Source organism: Herbaspirillum sp. SJZ106 (assembly GCF_006715495.1).
Classification (GTDB): domain Bacteria; phylum Pseudomonadota; class Gammaproteobacteria; order Burkholderiales; family Burkholderiaceae_D; genus Herbaspirillum.
Genome location: NZ_VFNI01000001.1, coordinates 816,890 through 832,996, shown reverse-complemented (window position 1 = coordinate 832,996; position 16,107 = coordinate 816,890). Strand labels below are relative to the sequence as shown.

Sequence of the window (16,107 nt, the reverse complement as noted above, 5' to 3'; positions counted from 1 at the left end):
CCTCAGATCGTGTTGCTCAGCCAGGGCTGTTCGTGCAGGTGTTTCTCTTCGTAAGCACGAATGATGTCCGATTTGCGTAGGGTCAGGCCGATGTCGTCGAAACCGTTGATCAGGCAGTACTTGCGGAACTCGCTGATCTCGAACGGGAAAGCCTGGCTGCCGTTGGCGGTGGTGACGACCTGCTTTTCCAGGTCGATGACCAGACGATAGCCCGGGAAGGCCTTCACTTCGTTGAACAGGTGGTCGATCTGCTGCTCCGGCAACACGATCGGCAGCAGGCCGTTCTTGAAGCAGTTGTTGAAGAAGATGTCCGCGAAGCTGGGCGCGATCACGGCGCGAAAGCCGTACTGGTCCAGCGCCCACGGCGCATGTTCGCGCGAGGAGCCGCAGCCGAAGTTCTTGCGCGCCAACAGGATCGAGGCGCCCTGGTAGCGCTCCTGGTTGAGCACGAAGTCGGGATTGAGCGGGCGCCTGGAATTGTCCATGCCCGGCTCGCCGTGGTCGAGGTAACGCCATTCGTCGAACAGGTTGGGGCCGAAGCCGCTGCGCTTGATCGACTTCAGGAACTGCTTCGGGATGATCGCATCGGTATCGACGTTGGCGCGATCCAGCGGTGCAACCAGGCCGTCATGGACGATAAATTTATTCATGGCACTGAGTCGGCGCGACATGCACAAACGGCAAGCGCGCCCTTCCTATTTGCTGTTCAACTGTTGGCCGCTCCGCCATGGCGTGCGGAGCGGTCTTTCCTGTTACTTCTTGCTGGCGTCCTGCATCTTTTCGCCGACGGTCTGCACATCCTTGCCGAAACCATCGACGGTATTGCAACCGGCCAGCGAACCGAGCGCGGCAAACAACAGGAACAGGGCGGAGATTTTTCTCATGGTTTTCTCTCTATTACAGGTTACAGGGAACGGACATCCACGAAATGCCCCGCGATTCCTGCGGCAGCAGCCATCGCCGGACTCACAAGGTGGGTGCGGCCGCCGGCGCCCTGGCGGCCTTCGAAGTTGCGGTTCGAGGTCGAGGCGCAACGCTCGCCCGGTTCCAGGCGGTCGGCGTTCATGGCCAGGCACATCGAGCAGCCCGGCTCGCGCCATTCGAAACCCGCATCCTTGAAAATCTTGTCCAGGCCTTCACGCTCGGCCTGTTCCTTGACCAGGCCGGAGCCCGGCACCACCATCGCCAATTTGACGTTGGAAGCGCGGAATTTTCCGCGCACCACCGATGCCGCTTCGCGCAGGTCTTCGATGCGCGAGTTGGTGCAGGAGCCGATGAATACCTTGTCGATGCGGATGTCCTCGATCGGGGTATTGGGCTTCAAGGCCATGTAGGCCAGCGCCTTTTCCATGCCGTCGCGCTTGGTCGGGTCCTTTTCCTTGTCGGGGTCCGGCACGCGCGCATCGACCGACACCACCATCTCGGGCGAGGTGCCCCAGGTGACCTGCGGCTTGATGTCGGCGGCGTTGAGCGTGACCACCATGTCGAACTTGGCGCCCGGATCGGAATGCAGCGAACGCCAGTAGCTGACGGCGCGTTCCCAGTGCGGGCCCGAGGGCGAATACGGACGGCCTTTCAGGTAATGCATCGTGGTGTCGTCGAAGGCCACCATGCCGGCGCGCGCGCCCGCTTCGATGGCCATGTTGCACACCGTCATGCGGCCTTCCATCGACAGCGAGCGGATGGTCGAGCCGGCGAATTCGATCGCGTAGCCGGTGCCGCCGGCGGTGCCGATCTTGCCGATCACGGCCAGCACGATGTCCTTGGCGGTGACGCCGGCCGGCAGCGCGCCGTCGACCTGCACCAGCATGGACTTGGACTTGCGCGCCAAGAGCGTCTGCGTAGCCAGCACGTGCTCGACCTCGGAAGTGCCGATGCCATGCGCCAGCGCGGCGAAGGCGCCGTGGGTGGACGTGTGCGAGTCGCCGCACACCACCGTCATGCCCGGCAGCGTGGCGCCCTGCTCAGGGCCGATCACGTGCACGATGCCCTGGCGCTTGTCGTTCATGCCGAAATACGTCAGGTTGTATTCCTTGGCATTGTCGTCCAGGGTCTCGACCTGCAGGCGGGAGATGGGATCGGCGATGCCGTGCGCCCGGTCGGTGGTGGGGACGTTGTGGTCCGCCACCATCAGGTTGGCCGAATTACGCCAGGGTTGACGTCCGGCCAGCTTCAAGCCTTCGAAGGCTTGCGGGCTGGTCACCTCGTGGAGCAGATGGCGGTCGATATACAGGATGGCGGTACCGTCATCTTCCGTATGAACGACGTGCGACTCCCAGAGTTTGTCGTAAAGCGTCTTGAGCATGTTGCAGTCCTGCAAAGGGCACTGAGCGTTGAAAATAGCATTCGATTATGCCATAAAGCGACAGGTCTTACCCTTCCCGGCGCGTTTTCCGGCGCGCGGCAACAACAGCCAATAATGCTGCGAAGCAGCAATAAAAACGCAGAAGAAGCGGCGCATCGAAAAAGGACGGCATTTCCGGCAATGGATTCGGCTTGAGCGACTAAAGCCTTCGCATCGCTCAGCGCGTCTTGCGGGATTGCCGGTACAAGGGCTCGACGCGTTGCGCATACACCGTGAGGTCGGCGATGCGATCCGCGCTGGAAGGATGGGTCGACAGGAACTTCATCGGCTCCTCGCCGCCCAGCTTCGCCATCTTCTGCCACAGGGTCACCGCCGCCTTGGGATCGTAGCCGGCGCGCGCCGCCAGCTCGACGCCGATGCGGTCGGCCTCGGTTTCATTGGCGCGCGAATTGGGCAGCCCCATCAATCCCATGTAGGCATATTGGGCGCTTTGCTGGCCGACATCGCCGAGGCCCAGCAAGGCCGCGCCGAGGGAAATGGCCGAATTGGCCACCGCCTGCTGCGAAGCGCGCTCGCGCGCATGCTCGCGCAATGCGTGGGCGATCTCATGGCCCATGACCGCGGCCAGTTCGTCATCGCTGATATTGAGCTTGTCGATCAGGCCGCTGTAGACCGCGATCTTCCCGCCGGGCATGCACCAGGCGTTGGCTTCGTCCGAGGCCAGCACGTTGACTTCCCATTTCCATTGCAGCGCATCCTGGCGAAACACCCCGGTCTGCGGGATCAGGCGGTTGGCAACCGCCCTCACGCGCTGCGTCTGCGCGGCGCTGCGGTTCAACTGGCCCTTGTCCCTGGCCTGCGCCAGCACTTGCGCGTATTCCTTGCTGGAAGCCGCCTCCATCTCCTGCGACGACACCAGCATCTGCTGCTTGCGGTCGATGCCGACGGCGCCGCCCTGGGTGGTTTGCACCGTTTCGCAAGCGACCAATCCTGCCAGCGCCACGGCCAGCATGCTGTTTTTCAATATGGGGTTGATGAGCGCCACGCCCGCCTCCGTTAGATTTGATATTTGATGTCGGGAAGGAATGCCTGACAGCGATGATACCGCCTTGGCCGCCATTTCTCACTCCCCGCCTGTCGATTTCAGGCGAGCGATTCGACCATGGCTTGCGCAGACGGTTCGCCAAAAACAAAGCCGGCGATCGTTGGACGACGGCCGGCCTGGTTTCGGGAAAAATCGATCAGCGCAACTGCGGCGTATCGACCTTGACGTCGCCGCATTGCGCGCGATGGCGCAATGCGTGATCCATCAGCACCAGCGCCAGCATAGCCTCGGCGATGGGGGTGGCGCGGATGCCCACGCAGGGATCGTGGCGGCCGAAGGTTTCGACCGCGATCGGGTTGCCGGCCTTGTCGATGGACGGGCGCGGGGTGCGAATGCTGGAAGTCGGCTTGATGGCGATCGAGGCCGTGATGTCCTGCCCGGTGGAAATGCCGCCCAGCACGCCGCCGGCGTTGTTGCCGACGAAGCCTTGCGGCGTGAGCGCGTCGCCATGCTCGGAGCCCTTCTGCGCCACCGAGCGGAAACCGGCGCCGATCTCCACGCCCTTGACCGCGTTGATGCCCATCAGCGCATAGGCGATCTCGGCGTCGAGCTTGTCGTACAGCGGCTCGCCCAGGCCGACCGGCACGTTCTGCGCGACCACGTCGATGCGCGCGCCGATGGAATCGCCCTCCTTGCGCAAGGCATCCATGTACGCTTCCAGCTGCGGCACGATGCCGGCATTGGCGGCGAAGAATGCATTGTTGGACACATGCTCCCAGGATTCGAACGGGATCTCAATCTCGCCCAGCTGGCTCATGCAGCCCTTGAAGGTGGTGCCGTATTTTTCGAACAGCCACTTCTTGGCGATCGCGGCCGCGCCCACCACCGGCGCCGTCAGGCGCGCCGACGAGCGGCCGCCGCCGCGCGGATCGCGGATGCCGTACTTGTGCCAGTAGGCATAGTCGGCATGGCCGGGGCGGAAGGTGTCGAGGATGTTGCCGTAATCCTTGCTGCGCTGGTCCTGGTTGCGGATCAGCAGCGCGATCGGCGTGCCGGTGGTCTTGCCCTCGAATACGCCTGACAGGATCTCGACCGTATCCGGCTCCTGGCGCTGCGTCACATGGCGCGAGGTGCCGGGACGGCGGCGGTCCAGCTCGGGCTGGATATCGCCCTCGGACAGCGCCATTCCCGGCGGACAGCCGTCAATCACGCAGCCGATGGCCGGGCCGTGGGATTCGCCGAAAGTGGTAACCGTGAAGAGGGTGCCAAAGGTATTGCCGGACATGATTCTTGATCGCAGTGGATGCGCAGTGGACGGAGTAAGGGATCGATTCTACCAGCGTCGGGGCCGGGCGGCGAGCGGCTGGCTTGCCGGCGCTGCCCCCACGGCATGCGCCGCTTACTTCCACTGCCCGCGCAATGCCGCCACTTTCTGTTGCAGCAACTCCGGCGTCGCCTGCTCCGGCGGCACCGCCTCCCCCACCACCAGCTCCAGCCGCGAAAACAGCCCGCGCTTGAAGGAGCGTGCGAAGGGATTGCTGCTGTCGCGCGACAGCAGGCTGCCCCACAGGCCGCGCAAGGCCATCGGCAATACCGGCACCGGCGTGCGGGCGAGAATCTTCTGCACGCCGCCGCGGAAAGGATTGATCTCGCCGTCGCGGGTCAGCTTGCCTTCCGGGAAAATGCAAACCAGTTCGCCCTCATGCAATGCCTGGGCGATGTCGACGAAGGCTTTCTCGGTCAGCCACGGGTCTTCCTTGAGCGGCGCAATCGGTATCGCGCGGGCGGTGCGAAACACCCAGGACAAGAGCGGGATCTTGAAGATCTTGTGGTCCATCACGAAACGGATCGGACGCGGGCTGGCCGCCATGATGACGATGGCATCCACATAGCTGACGTGGTTGCACACGATCACACCGGCGCCCTGCTCGGTGATGGCGTGGCCGTTGGCGATGCGCACCCGGTAGAAGGTGTGGATCAGCAGCCAGGCCAGGAAACGCATCAGGAATTCCGGCACCAGCGAGAAGATATAGCTCGCCACCAGCGCATTGAGGATCGCGGTCACCAGGAAGATTTCGGGAATGGTCAGGCCGGCCTTCAACAGCACCATCGCCACCAGTGCCGCCACCACCATGAACAGCGCGTTCATGATGTTCATGCCGGCGATGGTGCGCGAGACGTGGGCCGGGTCGCAGCGCGTCTGGATCAACGCGAACAGCGGCACGATGTAGAGCCCGCCGAACACGCCGATGCCCAGGCAATCGGCCAGGATGCGCCAGCTGCCGCCCTGCGCCAGGAAACCGGCGATATCGACCGCCGCGCCCGGCGTCGCATAGCCGCGGCTGGCCAGGTAGAGTTCCACGCCGAACACCGACAAGCCGATGGAGCCGAACGGCACCAGGCCGATTTCCACCTTGTGGCCGGACAGGCGTTCGCACAGCAGCGAACCGGCGCCGATGCCGACCGAGAACACCGCCAGCAGCAGCACGAACACGCTATGGTCGCCATGCAGGTAATTCTTCGCATAAAGCGGAAACTGCGCCAGCATGATGGCGCCGTAAAACCAGAACCATGAATTGCCCAGCAGCGCCAGGAACACCGGACGGTTGCGGCGCGAAAAGCCGATGTTGCGCACGGTCTCGGTGAACGGGTTCCAGTTGACCTTCAACTCGGGCACGGGCGCCGGCGAGTGCGGGATGCCCAGGCTGGCCAGCCAGCCCAGCACGGCGATGCCCAGCGTCACGCCAGCCACCAGCTCCAGCCCCCAGGGCTTATGCACCACCAGCACCGCGCCCAGGATTTCGCCCAGCAGGATGCCGACGAACGTCCCCATCTCGATCACGCCGTTGCCGCCGATCAGTTCCTCGCGCTTCAGCTGCTGCGGCAGGTAGGCGTATTTCACCGGCCCGAAGATGGTCGAGTGGATGCCCATGCCGACCACCGCCGCCACCAGCAGCCAGAGATGATGGGTCATCCAGCCATACGCGGCCACGGCCATGATGGCGATTTCCAGCAGCTTGACGAAGCGCGCCACGCGCCCCTTCTCCAGCTTGTCGGCCAACTGGCCGGCGGTGGCGGAGAACAAGAAGAACGGCAGGATGAACAGGCCGGGAATGAGGTTGTTGAGCAGCCCGGTATCCAGGTCGGTCCACGACAGCGCGTCGTAGGTCAGGATGGTCAGCAGCGCGGTCTTGAAGACGTTGTCGTTGAGCGCGCCGAGGAACTGGGTCCAGAAGAAAGGGGCGAAACGTCGCTGGGCCAACAAGGCGAACTGGTTATTCTTTTGCATGGAGAAGTCGGTGGCTGTAATCGGGTGGGCGGCAAAACTTCAAACAATAACGAAACGCAACGGACAATAAAAAACCGCTCCCCGGGGAACGGTCTTGATATATGGCCTGACTATATGGCCTGACGAGGCCGGGCCGGCAACATATGCCGGCCGGATTCCGCCGCCTCCATCGTCCCTGCCGCCAGGCCGGCCCAGTATAACGGCGCCGCCATCCAGGCCGGGCTGTGCCGGACCTGGCTCAGGTGTTGTTCTCTTCGTGCTCGGCCGGCCAGTCGCGGATGTAGGCCTTGAGCATCTTGTTCTCGAAGCCTTGCGCATCCAGCACCGCCTTGGCCACGTCGTAGAAGGACATCACGCCCAGTACGGTGCGCGCCTCCATCACCGGCACGTAGCGCGCGTGCTTTTCCAGCATGATGCGGCGCACTTCGTTGAGGTCGGTGTCGGGGGTGACGGTAATGGGCGCATCGTTCATGTGCTTGCGCACGGTCGACGAACCCAGCGCGCCGCCGCTCTTGTGCAGCGTCATCAATACCTCGCGGAAGGTCAACATGCCGACCAGGTCGCCGTACTCCATCACCACCAGGGAACCGATGTCTTTCTCCGCCATCGCGGCGACCGCCTCCTGAATCGGGGTTTCGGGCGTGACGGTGAACAGAATGTTGCCTTTGACCTTGAGGATTTCAGAGACTTTCATGATGTCATCCTAAATTTATATTGTGCTGTTTTGACTGTAGCCGATGGTGCCTGAAAAATCCAATTCACGCAGGCAACATGCGCATGGACATGCGCCCCTTCGGCGCAAGCACCATGGTACGGGCAAGGGCGCGGTTTCGGCAACCGGCAATCACGCTGCTTTGCAACTATTTCATTGAATATCCGACACGCGCTGGCTAAGCTGAAAGCATCAGGACTCTGGGAGATCGATGTGTCCACCGCGCTGCCCGACCGGGAATATGCCAGCTTCAACGACTTCTATCCGACATACCTGAGCGAACACTCGCATCGGGTCAATCGCCAACTGCACTTCCTCGGCTCGACGCTGGCCTTGCTGAGCCTGATGCTGTTGCTGATCACCCACCAATGGTGGTGGCTGCCGGTCGCCGTCGCCTGCGGCTACGGCTTTGCCTGGATCGGCCATTTCATGGTCGAGAAAAACCAGCCGGCCACTTTTCGCCATCCGTTGTACTCGTTCCTCGGCGACTGGACCATGTACTGGCAAATGCTGACCGGACAGGTTTCCTTCTGAGAACCTCTTCTGAGCACCGCGGCGCCGGCCCGGCGCTAGCGTTCCCACATCTTGCGCCGCTCTTCCAGCGGCACCGTGGCATAAGGGGCCGGCGCGGCGCTGGCGACGGCCGTGTCCATGACCTTTTGCTGCGCCGTTTCCGGCGCACTGCAATATTCGTCCAGCGACTGCGCGAGCTCGGCTTCGATCGCCGTTTCCACGCGCGCGGCCAATGCGCCTTCCTCATCCGCCTGGATCAGCACCGAGGCGTCGAATACGAACAGGCGATAGACCTGCGCCAGCGTCAGCGTGCACGGATTGGCGACCAGGGCCCAGCGGTCCATGCCATCGACGATGCGCTTGTTCCATGATGCCTTGCGGGAGGTGTCCGGCCGGATCGAGGCGACCCAGCCGGCTTCCTCCATCTTGCGCAGCAGGTCGTGCAATTCGCCCAGGCCAAGCCTGGTGACGCGCCTGACCTCCCCCATGTCGACCACCGCGGTCTCTTCGCCTGCGCGCGCGGCGTGCAGGAACTTGAGGATCCTGACCGCATCGATGAACTCCGCCCCCGGCGACGACACATGCCACCAGCGTTCGTAGCGCACCACCGGCAACGCCGCCGTCAGCAGCGCGCCCAGCAGCGTGATCATCCACATCATGTAGATCCACAGCAGGAAAATCGGCAGCACGGCCACCGCGCCGTACACCATCGTATAGGTCGGGAACTTGAGGATATAGACCGCGAACAGCCGCTTGGCGATTTCCACCCCGACCGCCGCCAGCAAGCCGCCGGCCAGCGCATCGCGCCAGTCCACGGTCCGGTTGGGCACCGTGCTGTAGAGCAGGGTATACGCTACGGTCGAGAGCATCAGCGACACCAGCGTGTAGAAGCTTGCGCCCAGCCAGGGCAGGCTCTTGACCGCGCCGCCGGTGGCCGTGGACAGAAACGAGGTCACGCTGATCGACACCCCGATCAGCAACGGCCCCAATGTGATGATGGCCCAGTACACCAGCACGCGCTGCACCAGCGGGCGCGATTTCTTGACGCGCCAGATCTGGTTGAACACGCTCTCGATGGTCGACATGGTCATCACCGACGTCAGGATCAGCGCCACCGCGCCCAAGGCCGACAGGCGCGCCGACTTCGAGGCGAACTGGTTGAGGTAGCCCAGGATGGTGTTGGCCACGCCCTTGGGCATCAGGTTCTCGACGAAATACGCCTCCAGCGAAGCGCGGAAGGTGGAGAACAGCGGAAAGGCGGTAAACAGCGCCAATGCGATCGTCAGCATCGGCACCAGCGAGAGGATGGTGGTGAAGGTCAGGCTGCCTGCCACTTGCGGCAAGCGATCCTCGCCCAGCCGGCTCGCGGCGAAGCGGAACAGATCGCGCAACTGCTGACGGGTCAGACCACGCATATGTGACAGGGAAAAACGAAAAGAAGACATCGGATCGGTTCACTTCAAATGCAAGGAGCGCAAGGAGACCTCCGCGCATGCCCACTGGTTCCTCCCGGCCGGAGCGCCATCGATTCTCATCGGCCATGCCTGGCGCCGCATCGGGGACGCCCGAACCGGGCCCGGCGGAACTGAAAACTGGATTATCCCCAATATTTCTTCATTCCCCGCGCTTTTGGAGAAAAGTTTTCACCAAAAGGCTCATCCATCGACCGATCGCCAGCCAAACCATCGGCAATGAGGGTTGCCGCGGACAATCGACGCAAAATAGACGCTCGCGCACCGCAACATCACTCACTCTTTACGGATGGCAAGCGAAAAAAACGGAAATATAATAAGTTGCATGAACACCGCCCATTCCCCTTCCCCCTCCGCCAACGTCAACGCCACCATCCTGGTGCTGTACTACTCGCGCCATGGCGCCACCCGCAAACTGGCCGAACTGATCGCCCAGGGCGTGGAAAGCGTACCGGGCTGCGATGCCCGCCTGCGCACGGTGCCGGCGGTATCGACGGTGGCCGAAGCGGTGGAACCGGATGTGCCCGCCAGCGGCGCCCCTTATGTAGAAGTCGCCGACCTGGAACAATGCGACGGCCTGGCGCTGGGTTCGCCCACGCGCTTTGGCAACATGGCCGCGGCGATGAAATATTTCTGGGACGGCACCGCGCCGCAGTGGCTCTCCGGCGCGCTGTCGGGCAAGCCGGCCGGCGTGTTCACCTCCACCGGCAGCATGCACGGCGGCCAAGAGTCCACCCTGCTGTCGATGATGATTCCCTTGCTGCACCATGGCATGCTGATCGTCGGCCTGCCCTATACGCATCCTGAACTGATGAATACCAACAGCGGCGGCACCCCTTACGGCGCCAGCCACTGGGCGGGCGTCAACGGCAACCAGCCGCTGTCGGACGACTCGCGCGCCCTGGCAATCGCATTGGGCAAACGGCTGGCAGAAACCGCCAAACAATTACGGAGACCATCATGAGCAGCTCTCAGGCACACTACGCACGCTATTTCCATGCTGGCGCCATCGTCAGCCTGATTTCCCTGATCCTGTTGTGCGTGGCGTGGGAGCTGGTGCTGGCGCCGCTGCGTCCGGGCGGCTCCTGGATGGTGCTCAAGGTGATCCCCTTGCTGCTGCCGCTGCGCGGCGTATTGAAACGCGACGTCTACACCATGCAATGGTCGTCGATGCTGATCCTGGCCTACCTGGCCGAAGGCCTGGTGCGCGCCACCAGCGATGCCTCGCACACGTCGGTGCTGCTGGGCTGGGCCGAAGTCGCGCTGTCCTGCGTCTACTTCCTGTGCGCCCTGCTCTACCTGCATCCGTTCAAGAAAGCCGCCCGGGAAATCGCCCGCCAGGCGATCCAGAAGGCTTCGCAATAAGCGCCCTCTTAGCCGCCTCTTCACACCATGCCCGCCAGCGCCAAGCCACGGCGCTGGCGTCATCCATACAGGCGGGCATGCGCCCGCATCGCGCCATGAATGCATTCCTGCAAGCCTGCCGCGCCGCCATCGGCACGGCGCATGTCCTCACCGAACCCCACGACACCGCCGGCTACCTGACCGACCAGCGCGGCCGCTTCACCGGCCGTGCAGTGGCGGTGCTGCGCCCGGCAGACACCGCCGAGGTGGCCGCCATCGTCAAGCTGTGCGACCGGCATCGGGTACCGCTGGTGCCGCAAGGCGGCAACACCGGCCTGGTGCTGGGCAGCGTGCCCGACCGGCAAGGCAACGCCGCCGTGCTCTCGACCAGACGCCTGAACCGCGTGCGCGCCGTCGATCCGGCCAACAACACCATGACGGTCGAAGCCGGCTGCATCCTGCAGCACATCCAGCAGGAAGCGGCCGCCGCCGGACGGCTGTTCCCGCTGTCGCTGGCCGCCGAAGGCAGCTGCACCATCGGCGGCAACCTCTCCACCAATGCCGGCGGCACCGGCGTGCTGCGCTATGGCAATACCCGCGAGCTGTGCCTCGGGCTGGAAGTGGTCACGGCGCAAGGCGAGGTGATGAGCAGCCTGCGCGGCCTGCGCAAGGACAATACCGGCTACGACCTGCGCGACCTGTTCATCGGCGCCGAGGGCACCTTGGGCGTGATCACGGCCGCGGTGCTCAAGCTGTTCCCGCAGCCGCGCGCGCAAGTCACCGCGCTGGCCGCGCTGAAGACGCCGGCGCAGGCGCTGCGATTGCTGGACCTGGCGCAATCGCGTTGCGGCCCGGCGCTGACCGGCTTCGAGCTGATGTCGGACTTTTGCCTGCAGCTGGTGTGCAAGCACTTCCCCGAACAGCGCCTGCCCTTCGCACAGCGCCACGCCCAATACGTGCTGCTGGAATTGTCGGACAGCGAATCGGAAGAACATGCCCGCGCCATGTTCGAGGCAGTCATCGGCGATGCGCTGGAACAGGAATTGATCGACGACGCCGTCATTGCCTCGTCGATCACGCAATCGAAAGCGCTATGGCAACTGCGCGAGAATATTTCGATGGCCCAGGCCCATGAAGGCAAGAACATCAAGCACGACATCTCGGTGCCGATCTCGCGCATCGCCGAGTTCATCGAAGTCACCGACCAGCTGGTGCAGCAGGTCTCGCCCGCTTGCCGCATGGTGACCTTCGGCCATCTCGGCGACGGCAACCTGCACTACAACGTCTCGCCGCCGCCCGGCGTGGCCGATACCGACTTCATCGGCCAGCAGCAGGCCATCAACCTGGCGGTGCATGACAGTGTCGAGCGTTTCGGCGGCTCCATCTCGGCCGAACACGGGCTGGGCGCGCTCAAGCGCGAAGAGATCAGGCGCTACAAGTCGCCGGTCGAACTGAAACTGATGCGCGCCATCAAAACCGCGCTGGATCCGCATCACCTGATGAATCCGGGCAAGGTCATCTGACGGGTTTTATGCCGCCGCGGGCCGGGCACGATGTGCGGCAAGCGCGGAGCAGGCGTTGTTGGCAGATATGATGGAATGCGCCTGGGAGCGCCGTCAGGCCTGGCGCATGCCCGTCTGTTGCGGCTCGATTGCCTGCAGGAACTGTTCCGGCGGCACCGGACGTCCCATCAGGTAGCCCTGCAGCGCATCGCAGCCGACCGAGGCAAGAAACGCCTGCTGCACTTCGGTTTCCACCCCTTCGGCCACGATGCGCAAGTTGAGCGTGCGCCCCAATGCCACGATGGCCGAGACGATGGCCGCATCCTCGGTGCCGGCCGACAGGTCGCGGACGAAACCGCGGTCGATCTTGAGTTCATTGGCCGGCAAGCGCTTGAGGTACAACAGGCTGGAATAGCCGGTGCCGAAATCGTCGATGGAAATATCCACGCCCAGGTCGGCGATCTTCTGCAGCGTCTGCATGCTGGATGCGGTGTCATGCATGGCCGTCGATTCGGTCACTTCGAGCGTGAGGCAATGCGGCGGCAGCCGGTGCTTGTCCAGCATCGCCTGCACCACGTCGAGCAACTGCGGATCGTTGAATTGCAGCGCCGACAGGTTGACCGCGATCTTCCAGTCCCGGTAACCCAGCGTGCGCCATTCGCGCATCTGGCGACAGGCCTCGTCGAGCACCCAGGCGCCGATCGGAATGATCAGGCCGGAGCGTTCGGCCAGCGCGATGAAGTCGTCCGGGCCAACCATGCCATGCACCGGATGCTGCCAGCGCAAGAGCGCCTCGGCGCCGATCACGGGGCCGGCGGGCGACCTGAACTTGGGCTGGTACACCAGGCGGAACTGCTTGCGCTCCAGCGCCACACGCAAGTCCTGCAGCCATTGCAACTGGTTGTGCGCGTTGGCGTTCATCGACGGCTCGAAGAAGTTGTAGCCGTTGCGGCCGCTGCGCTTGGTGTGGTACATGGCGGCATCGGCATTGATCACCAGGTCATGGCGCGTGTCGCCGTCGTCCGGATAGATGGCGATGCCGATACTGGCCGAGACGCGTAGCTCGTGCTTTTCCACGGTAAAGGGCTGGTTGACGACCTCGACCAGCTTCTCCGCGACCGGCATGGCGTCGTCCGGCTGATTCAGTTCCACCAGGATCACGAACTCGTCGCCGCCCAAGCGCGCCACCGTGTCGTGCGCGCGCATGGCGTTGTTCAGGCGCTGCGCCACCTCGACCAGCAAGCGGTCGCCGATATGGTGGCCGAGCGAGTCGTTGATGGTCTTGAAGCCATCCAGGTCCATGAACATCAGCGCAAAGTGGCCCTGGCTGCGCGAAGCCTTGTTGATGGCCTGGGTCAGGCGATCTTCCAGCAGCGTGCGGTTGGGCAACTTGGTCAGGTGGTCGTGCAGCACCATCTGGGTCAGTTCCTCGTTGGCTTCGGCCAGTGAGCTGGCCAGCTTGGCGGTGCGCGACTCAAGGCGGGCATCCAGCACCGACGTCAGCAATGCGATGGTCAACACGGCCAGCGTGACCACGATGATCAGGATCGCCAGCCAGCCGGGGCTGACGCCTTCGCGGGCAGCCATGCAGATCGAACCCTCAGGAAAATTGGCGGCCGCCATGCCGGTGTAATGCATGCCGACGATGGCAATGCCCATCACGACCGAGGCGGCAGCGCGGGCGGCTTTCACATGCGGATTATTGCGGCGCAGGCGAAAGGCGATCCACAACGCTGCGGCCGACGCCGCGATTGCGATAGCCACGGATGCGGCAAACAAGAGCGGGTCGTATTCGATGCCGGGACTCATGCGCATGGCCGCCATGCCGGTGTAATGCATGCCGGCGATGCCGATGCCCATCAACAGCGCGCTGCTGAACAGCCGGCGCCACGGCAGCTGCGGCCGCGTGGCGATCCACAGCGCATAGCCGGACACGGCAATGGCGATCGCCAGCGACAGCATGGTGATCCAGAGATCGTAGCCCAGCAGGATCGGCAAGCGGAAAGCCAGCATGCCGATAAAATGCATCGACCAGATGCCGATGCCCATCGCCACGGCGCCGCCGGCCAGCCACATGCGCGCGGCCATGGCATGCTGGTTGTTGGTGGTATTGATGCGTTCGGCCATATCCAGCGCCGTATAGGAGGCGAGGATGGCAACGAACAACGAAACGGCAACCAAAAGGCTGTCGTAGGATGCGCTTAACATGGCAGTAGGCGATGCGTATCAGAACGTCTGGTTTTCGGGATAACGACGTCACCGCTGGCGGATCTTCCGCAGCAGTTGGCGTTCAGCTTTCCCATCCCGACGGGGAAAAACCGCCTGCATCAAAACAAATCCGGACAAGTACGACGGGGGAGCTTATAAGGCGCGTCATTCTGCCACAATCAGGAAATACCCCTCGTCAAATTGCTATTTTAGCAATTTCCACAATCCGGACCTTGCCAACAAGGCGTTTTTTGTGCAAATGCGACAACTTTATTGTGTATGGTCGATCAGTCGACGACCAACAGGGTCTTTACAAGGATCAAGGATCTCATCGATTCTTCAGCCTCGGCGGGACTCCCGCGAGCTTTCCTCTTTTTTTAACGGCCGGCATCGAGATAAACTTTACCAAGGACAACATGCTTCGTCCCCTTCCGTTCAGACAACCGCCCCGATTCACGCTTCCGTTTTCCTTCGCCTGGCTATTGTGCGCCTGCCCACTGCCGGCTTTTCTTCCCGGCACGGCACACGCCGGCATTGCCATGGTGCAGCCGCCCAAACAGGTGGACGCCAGCAAGCCGCTGGAGTTGACGCTGCTGGTCAGCCAGGACGATGAGGACGAACACACCTATCAGGTGCCGGGAACCATCATGGTGTCGGCCTCGGCGGACATGATTGCACCGATGCAGATCCCGTTGGCACGTGAGGCCGGCAATAACAGTAATGACAGCAGCGCCGGACAGACCAGTCTCACGCTCAAGAAAGGGGAGTTCCGCAAGATCCGTTATCGCGGCATGCTGCCGGAACGTTTGCGGGGCATGGTGCGCATCGAACCCATCGGCATCGATGCCTCGCCGGCGCTGGTCATGGTGATCCGCCCCGCGCCCGGACAGCCCCCGCTGGCGCCCGTCCCGGCGCTGGCCGATGCCGCGCCAATGCCGGGCGCCGATAACCCGGCCGGCGCGCCGGCGGCCCTGGACCTCCTGAACAGTACCCGCCTGTCGTTCAACGAACCGATCTATTTCGTGGCCGGCAACAGCGGCGACAACGCCAGCGCCAAGTTCCAATTGAGCTTCAAGTTCCGCCTGTTCATGCCGGAGGACCCGCGCTCGCGCGGCCTGCTCGACAATCTCTATTTCGGCTACACGCAATTCTCGCTGTGGGATCTGTCCGCGCCGTCGGCGCCATTTCGCGACACCAACTATCGCCCCAGCCTGTTCTACTACCTGCCCGACACCGGCCTTGGCAACGGCTTCGTCAGCCGCGTCGCCCTGGCCACAGGCCTGGAACACGAATCCAACGGCCGCGACGGCGTGGAGTCGCGCAGCGTGAACACCTACTTCATCCAGCCCACCTTCAGCTTCGGGAACCTCAACGACTACCATCTGACGGTTTCCCCCAAGGCCTACGCCAGCCTCGGCCCGACCAGCGACAATCCCGACCTCGGCGACTATCGCGGCCATGTCGACCTGAAGCTGGCCTACGGCAAGCCGGACGGCTGGAAATTCGCCACCACCCTGCGCAAGGGACAGCGCGGCAACCATGGCAGCGCCGATACCCAGATCTCCTATCCCTTGTCGCGCCTGATCCCGGGTACCGCCGGCTTCCTGGTGGCGAGCTATTTCTACGGCTACGGGGAAAGCCTGCTGACCTATAACCAGAAGGAGCATCCGCAATTCCGCATCGGTTACGCGCTATGGCGCTGACGCCCCATAGGCCC

14 protein-coding genes are annotated in these 16,107 nt (G+C 63.3%); 5 read left to right on the top strand and 9 right to left on the bottom strand.

Features of this window, described 5'->3' with window-relative positions:
* Positions 1-2: 2 nt before the first annotated feature.
* The 7 genes from leuD to FB598_RS03635 all read right to left on the bottom strand — a co-directional run bounded on the left by leuD (position 3) and on the right by FB598_RS03635 (position 7,333).
* On the bottom strand, positions 3-650 hold the full coding sequence (gene leuD / locus FB598_RS03665; protein WP_141912958.1) for a 3-isopropylmalate dehydratase small subunit: 648 nt from the start codon (positions 648-650) through the stop codon (positions 3-5).
* Positions 651-752: 102 nt separating this feature from the next.
* Positions 753-884 carry an entericidin A/B family lipoprotein gene (locus tag FB598_RS03660; protein ID WP_141912956.1) on the bottom strand — a complete coding sequence of 44 codons (132 nt, stop codon included), beginning with the start codon at positions 882-884 and terminating at the stop codon, positions 753-755.
* 20 nt (positions 885-904) lie between these two features.
* Positions 905-2,305, bottom strand: a complete 1,401-nt coding sequence (gene leuC / locus FB598_RS03655; RefSeq protein WP_141912954.1) for a 3-isopropylmalate dehydratase large subunit — start codon at positions 2,303-2,305, stop codon at positions 905-907.
* Positions 2,306-2,522: 217 nt separating this feature from the next.
* A complete protein-coding gene (locus tag FB598_RS03650) occupies positions 2,523-3,317 on the bottom strand; it encodes a M48 family metallopeptidase (RefSeq protein WP_183405820.1) in 795 nt (264 codons plus the stop codon).
* Positions 3,318-3,546: 229 nt separating this feature from the next.
* Entirely contained in the window at positions 3,547-4,635 is a 1,089-nt protein-coding gene (gene aroC / locus FB598_RS03645; protein ID WP_141912949.1) for a chorismate synthase, read from the bottom strand.
* A gap of 114 nt (positions 4,636-4,749) precedes the next feature.
* Positions 4,750-6,639 (bottom strand): MFS transporter, encoded by a 1,890-nt coding sequence (locus FB598_RS03640; RefSeq protein ID WP_141912946.1) that lies wholly within the window; start codon positions 6,637-6,639, stop codon positions 4,750-4,752.
* A 238-nt stretch (positions 6,640-6,877) separates the two neighbouring features.
* Complete coding sequence (locus tag FB598_RS03635) at positions 6,878-7,333, bottom strand: CBS domain-containing protein (protein WP_141912943.1); 456 nt, start codon at positions 7,331-7,333, stop codon at positions 6,878-6,880.
* A 231-nt stretch (positions 7,334-7,564) separates the two neighbouring features.
* On the opposite strand from FB598_RS03635, the gene FB598_RS03630 reads away from it, so the two are divergent.
* Positions 7,565-7,885 (top strand): DUF962 domain-containing protein, encoded by a 321-nt coding sequence (locus FB598_RS03630; RefSeq protein WP_141912940.1) that lies wholly within the window; start codon positions 7,565-7,567, stop codon positions 7,883-7,885.
* A 35-nt stretch (positions 7,886-7,920) separates the two neighbouring features.
* Here the strand turns inward: FB598_RS03630 and FB598_RS03625 are convergent, their stop codons facing one another.
* Positions 7,921-9,279 (bottom strand): YihY family inner membrane protein, encoded by a 1,359-nt coding sequence (locus FB598_RS03625; RefSeq protein ID WP_255463965.1) that lies wholly within the window; start codon positions 9,277-9,279, stop codon positions 7,921-7,923.
* Between the two features lie 382 nt (positions 9,280-9,661).
* On the opposite strand from FB598_RS03625, the gene wrbA reads away from it, so the two are divergent.
* The 3 genes from wrbA (at position 9,662) to FB598_RS03610 (ending at position 12,203) form a co-directional block, all read left to right on the top strand.
* Positions 9,662-10,300 (top strand): NAD(P)H:quinone oxidoreductase, encoded by a 639-nt coding sequence (gene wrbA / locus FB598_RS03620; protein WP_141912935.1) that lies wholly within the window; start codon positions 9,662-9,664, stop codon positions 10,298-10,300.
* The gene (locus FB598_RS03615) at positions 10,297-10,701 is read left to right on the top strand and encodes a DUF2069 domain-containing protein (protein WP_141912932.1); all 405 of its coding nucleotides are present in this window, start codon (positions 10,297-10,299) and stop codon (positions 10,699-10,701) included. Before wrbA ends, FB598_RS03615 begins: the two co-directional genes overlap by 4 nt.
* Positions 10,702-10,796: 95 nt before the next feature.
* Positions 10,797-12,203, top strand: coding sequence for an FAD-binding oxidoreductase (locus FB598_RS03610; RefSeq protein WP_141912930.1), 1,407 nt, complete (start codon positions 10,797-10,799; stop codon positions 12,201-12,203).
* Between the two features lie 93 nt (positions 12,204-12,296).
* Here FB598_RS03610 and FB598_RS03605 read toward each other — a convergent pair whose 3' ends face one another.
* Positions 12,297-14,390, bottom strand: a complete 2,094-nt coding sequence (locus FB598_RS03605) for a bifunctional diguanylate cyclase/phosphodiesterase (RefSeq protein WP_141912927.1) — start codon at positions 14,388-14,390, stop codon at positions 12,297-12,299.
* A gap of 539 nt (positions 14,391-14,929) precedes the next feature.
* Between FB598_RS03605 and FB598_RS03600 the strand changes: the two genes are divergently transcribed.
* The gene (locus FB598_RS03600; protein WP_370454983.1) at positions 14,930-16,093 is read left to right on the top strand and encodes a phospholipase A; all 1,164 of its coding nucleotides are present in this window, start codon (positions 14,930-14,932) and stop codon (positions 16,091-16,093) included.
* Positions 16,094-16,107: the final 14 nt, after the last annotated feature.

Coding starts and splice junctions, on each gene's coding strand:
- leuD (WP_141912958.1), bottom strand. CDS start 650: ATGAATAAATTTATCGTCCATGACGGCCTGGTTGCACCGCTGGATCGC.
- FB598_RS03660 (WP_141912956.1), bottom strand. CDS start 884: ATGAGAAAAATCTCCGCCCTGTTCCTGTTGTTTGCCGCGCTCGGTTCG.
- leuC (WP_141912954.1), bottom strand. CDS start 2,305: ATGCTCAAGACGCTTTACGACAAACTCTGGGAGTCGCACGTCGTTCAT.
- FB598_RS03650 (WP_183405820.1), bottom strand. CDS start 3,317: ATGCTGGCCGTGGCGCTGGCAGGATTGGTCGCTTGCGAAACGGTGCAA.
- aroC (WP_141912949.1), bottom strand. CDS start 4,635: ATGTCCGGCAATACCTTTGGCACCCTCTTCACGGTTACCACTTTCGGC.
- FB598_RS03640 (WP_141912946.1), bottom strand. CDS start 6,639: ATGCAAAAGAATAACCAGTTCGCCTTGTTGGCCCAGCGACGTTTCGCC.
- FB598_RS03635 (WP_141912943.1), bottom strand. CDS start 7,333: ATGAAAGTCTCTGAAATCCTCAAGGTCAAAGGCAACATTCTGTTCACC.
- FB598_RS03625 (WP_255463965.1), bottom strand. CDS start 9,279: ATGCGTGGTCTGACCCGTCAGCAGTTGCGCGATCTGTTCCGCTTCGCC.
- wrbA (WP_141912935.1), top strand. CDS start 9,662: ATGAACACCGCCCATTCCCCTTCCCCCTCCGCCAACGTCAACGCCACC.
- FB598_RS03615 (WP_141912932.1), top strand. CDS start 10,297: ATGAGCAGCTCTCAGGCACACTACGCACGCTATTTCCATGCTGGCGCC.
- FB598_RS03610 (WP_141912930.1), top strand. CDS start 10,797: ATGAATGCATTCCTGCAAGCCTGCCGCGCCGCCATCGGCACGGCGCAT.
- FB598_RS03605 (WP_141912927.1), bottom strand. CDS start 14,390: ATGTTAAGCGCATCCTACGACAGCCTTTTGGTTGCCGTTTCGTTGTTC.
- FB598_RS03600 (WP_370454983.1), top strand. CDS start 14,930: ATGGTGCAGCCGCCCAAACAGGTGGACGCCAGCAAGCCGCTGGAGTTG.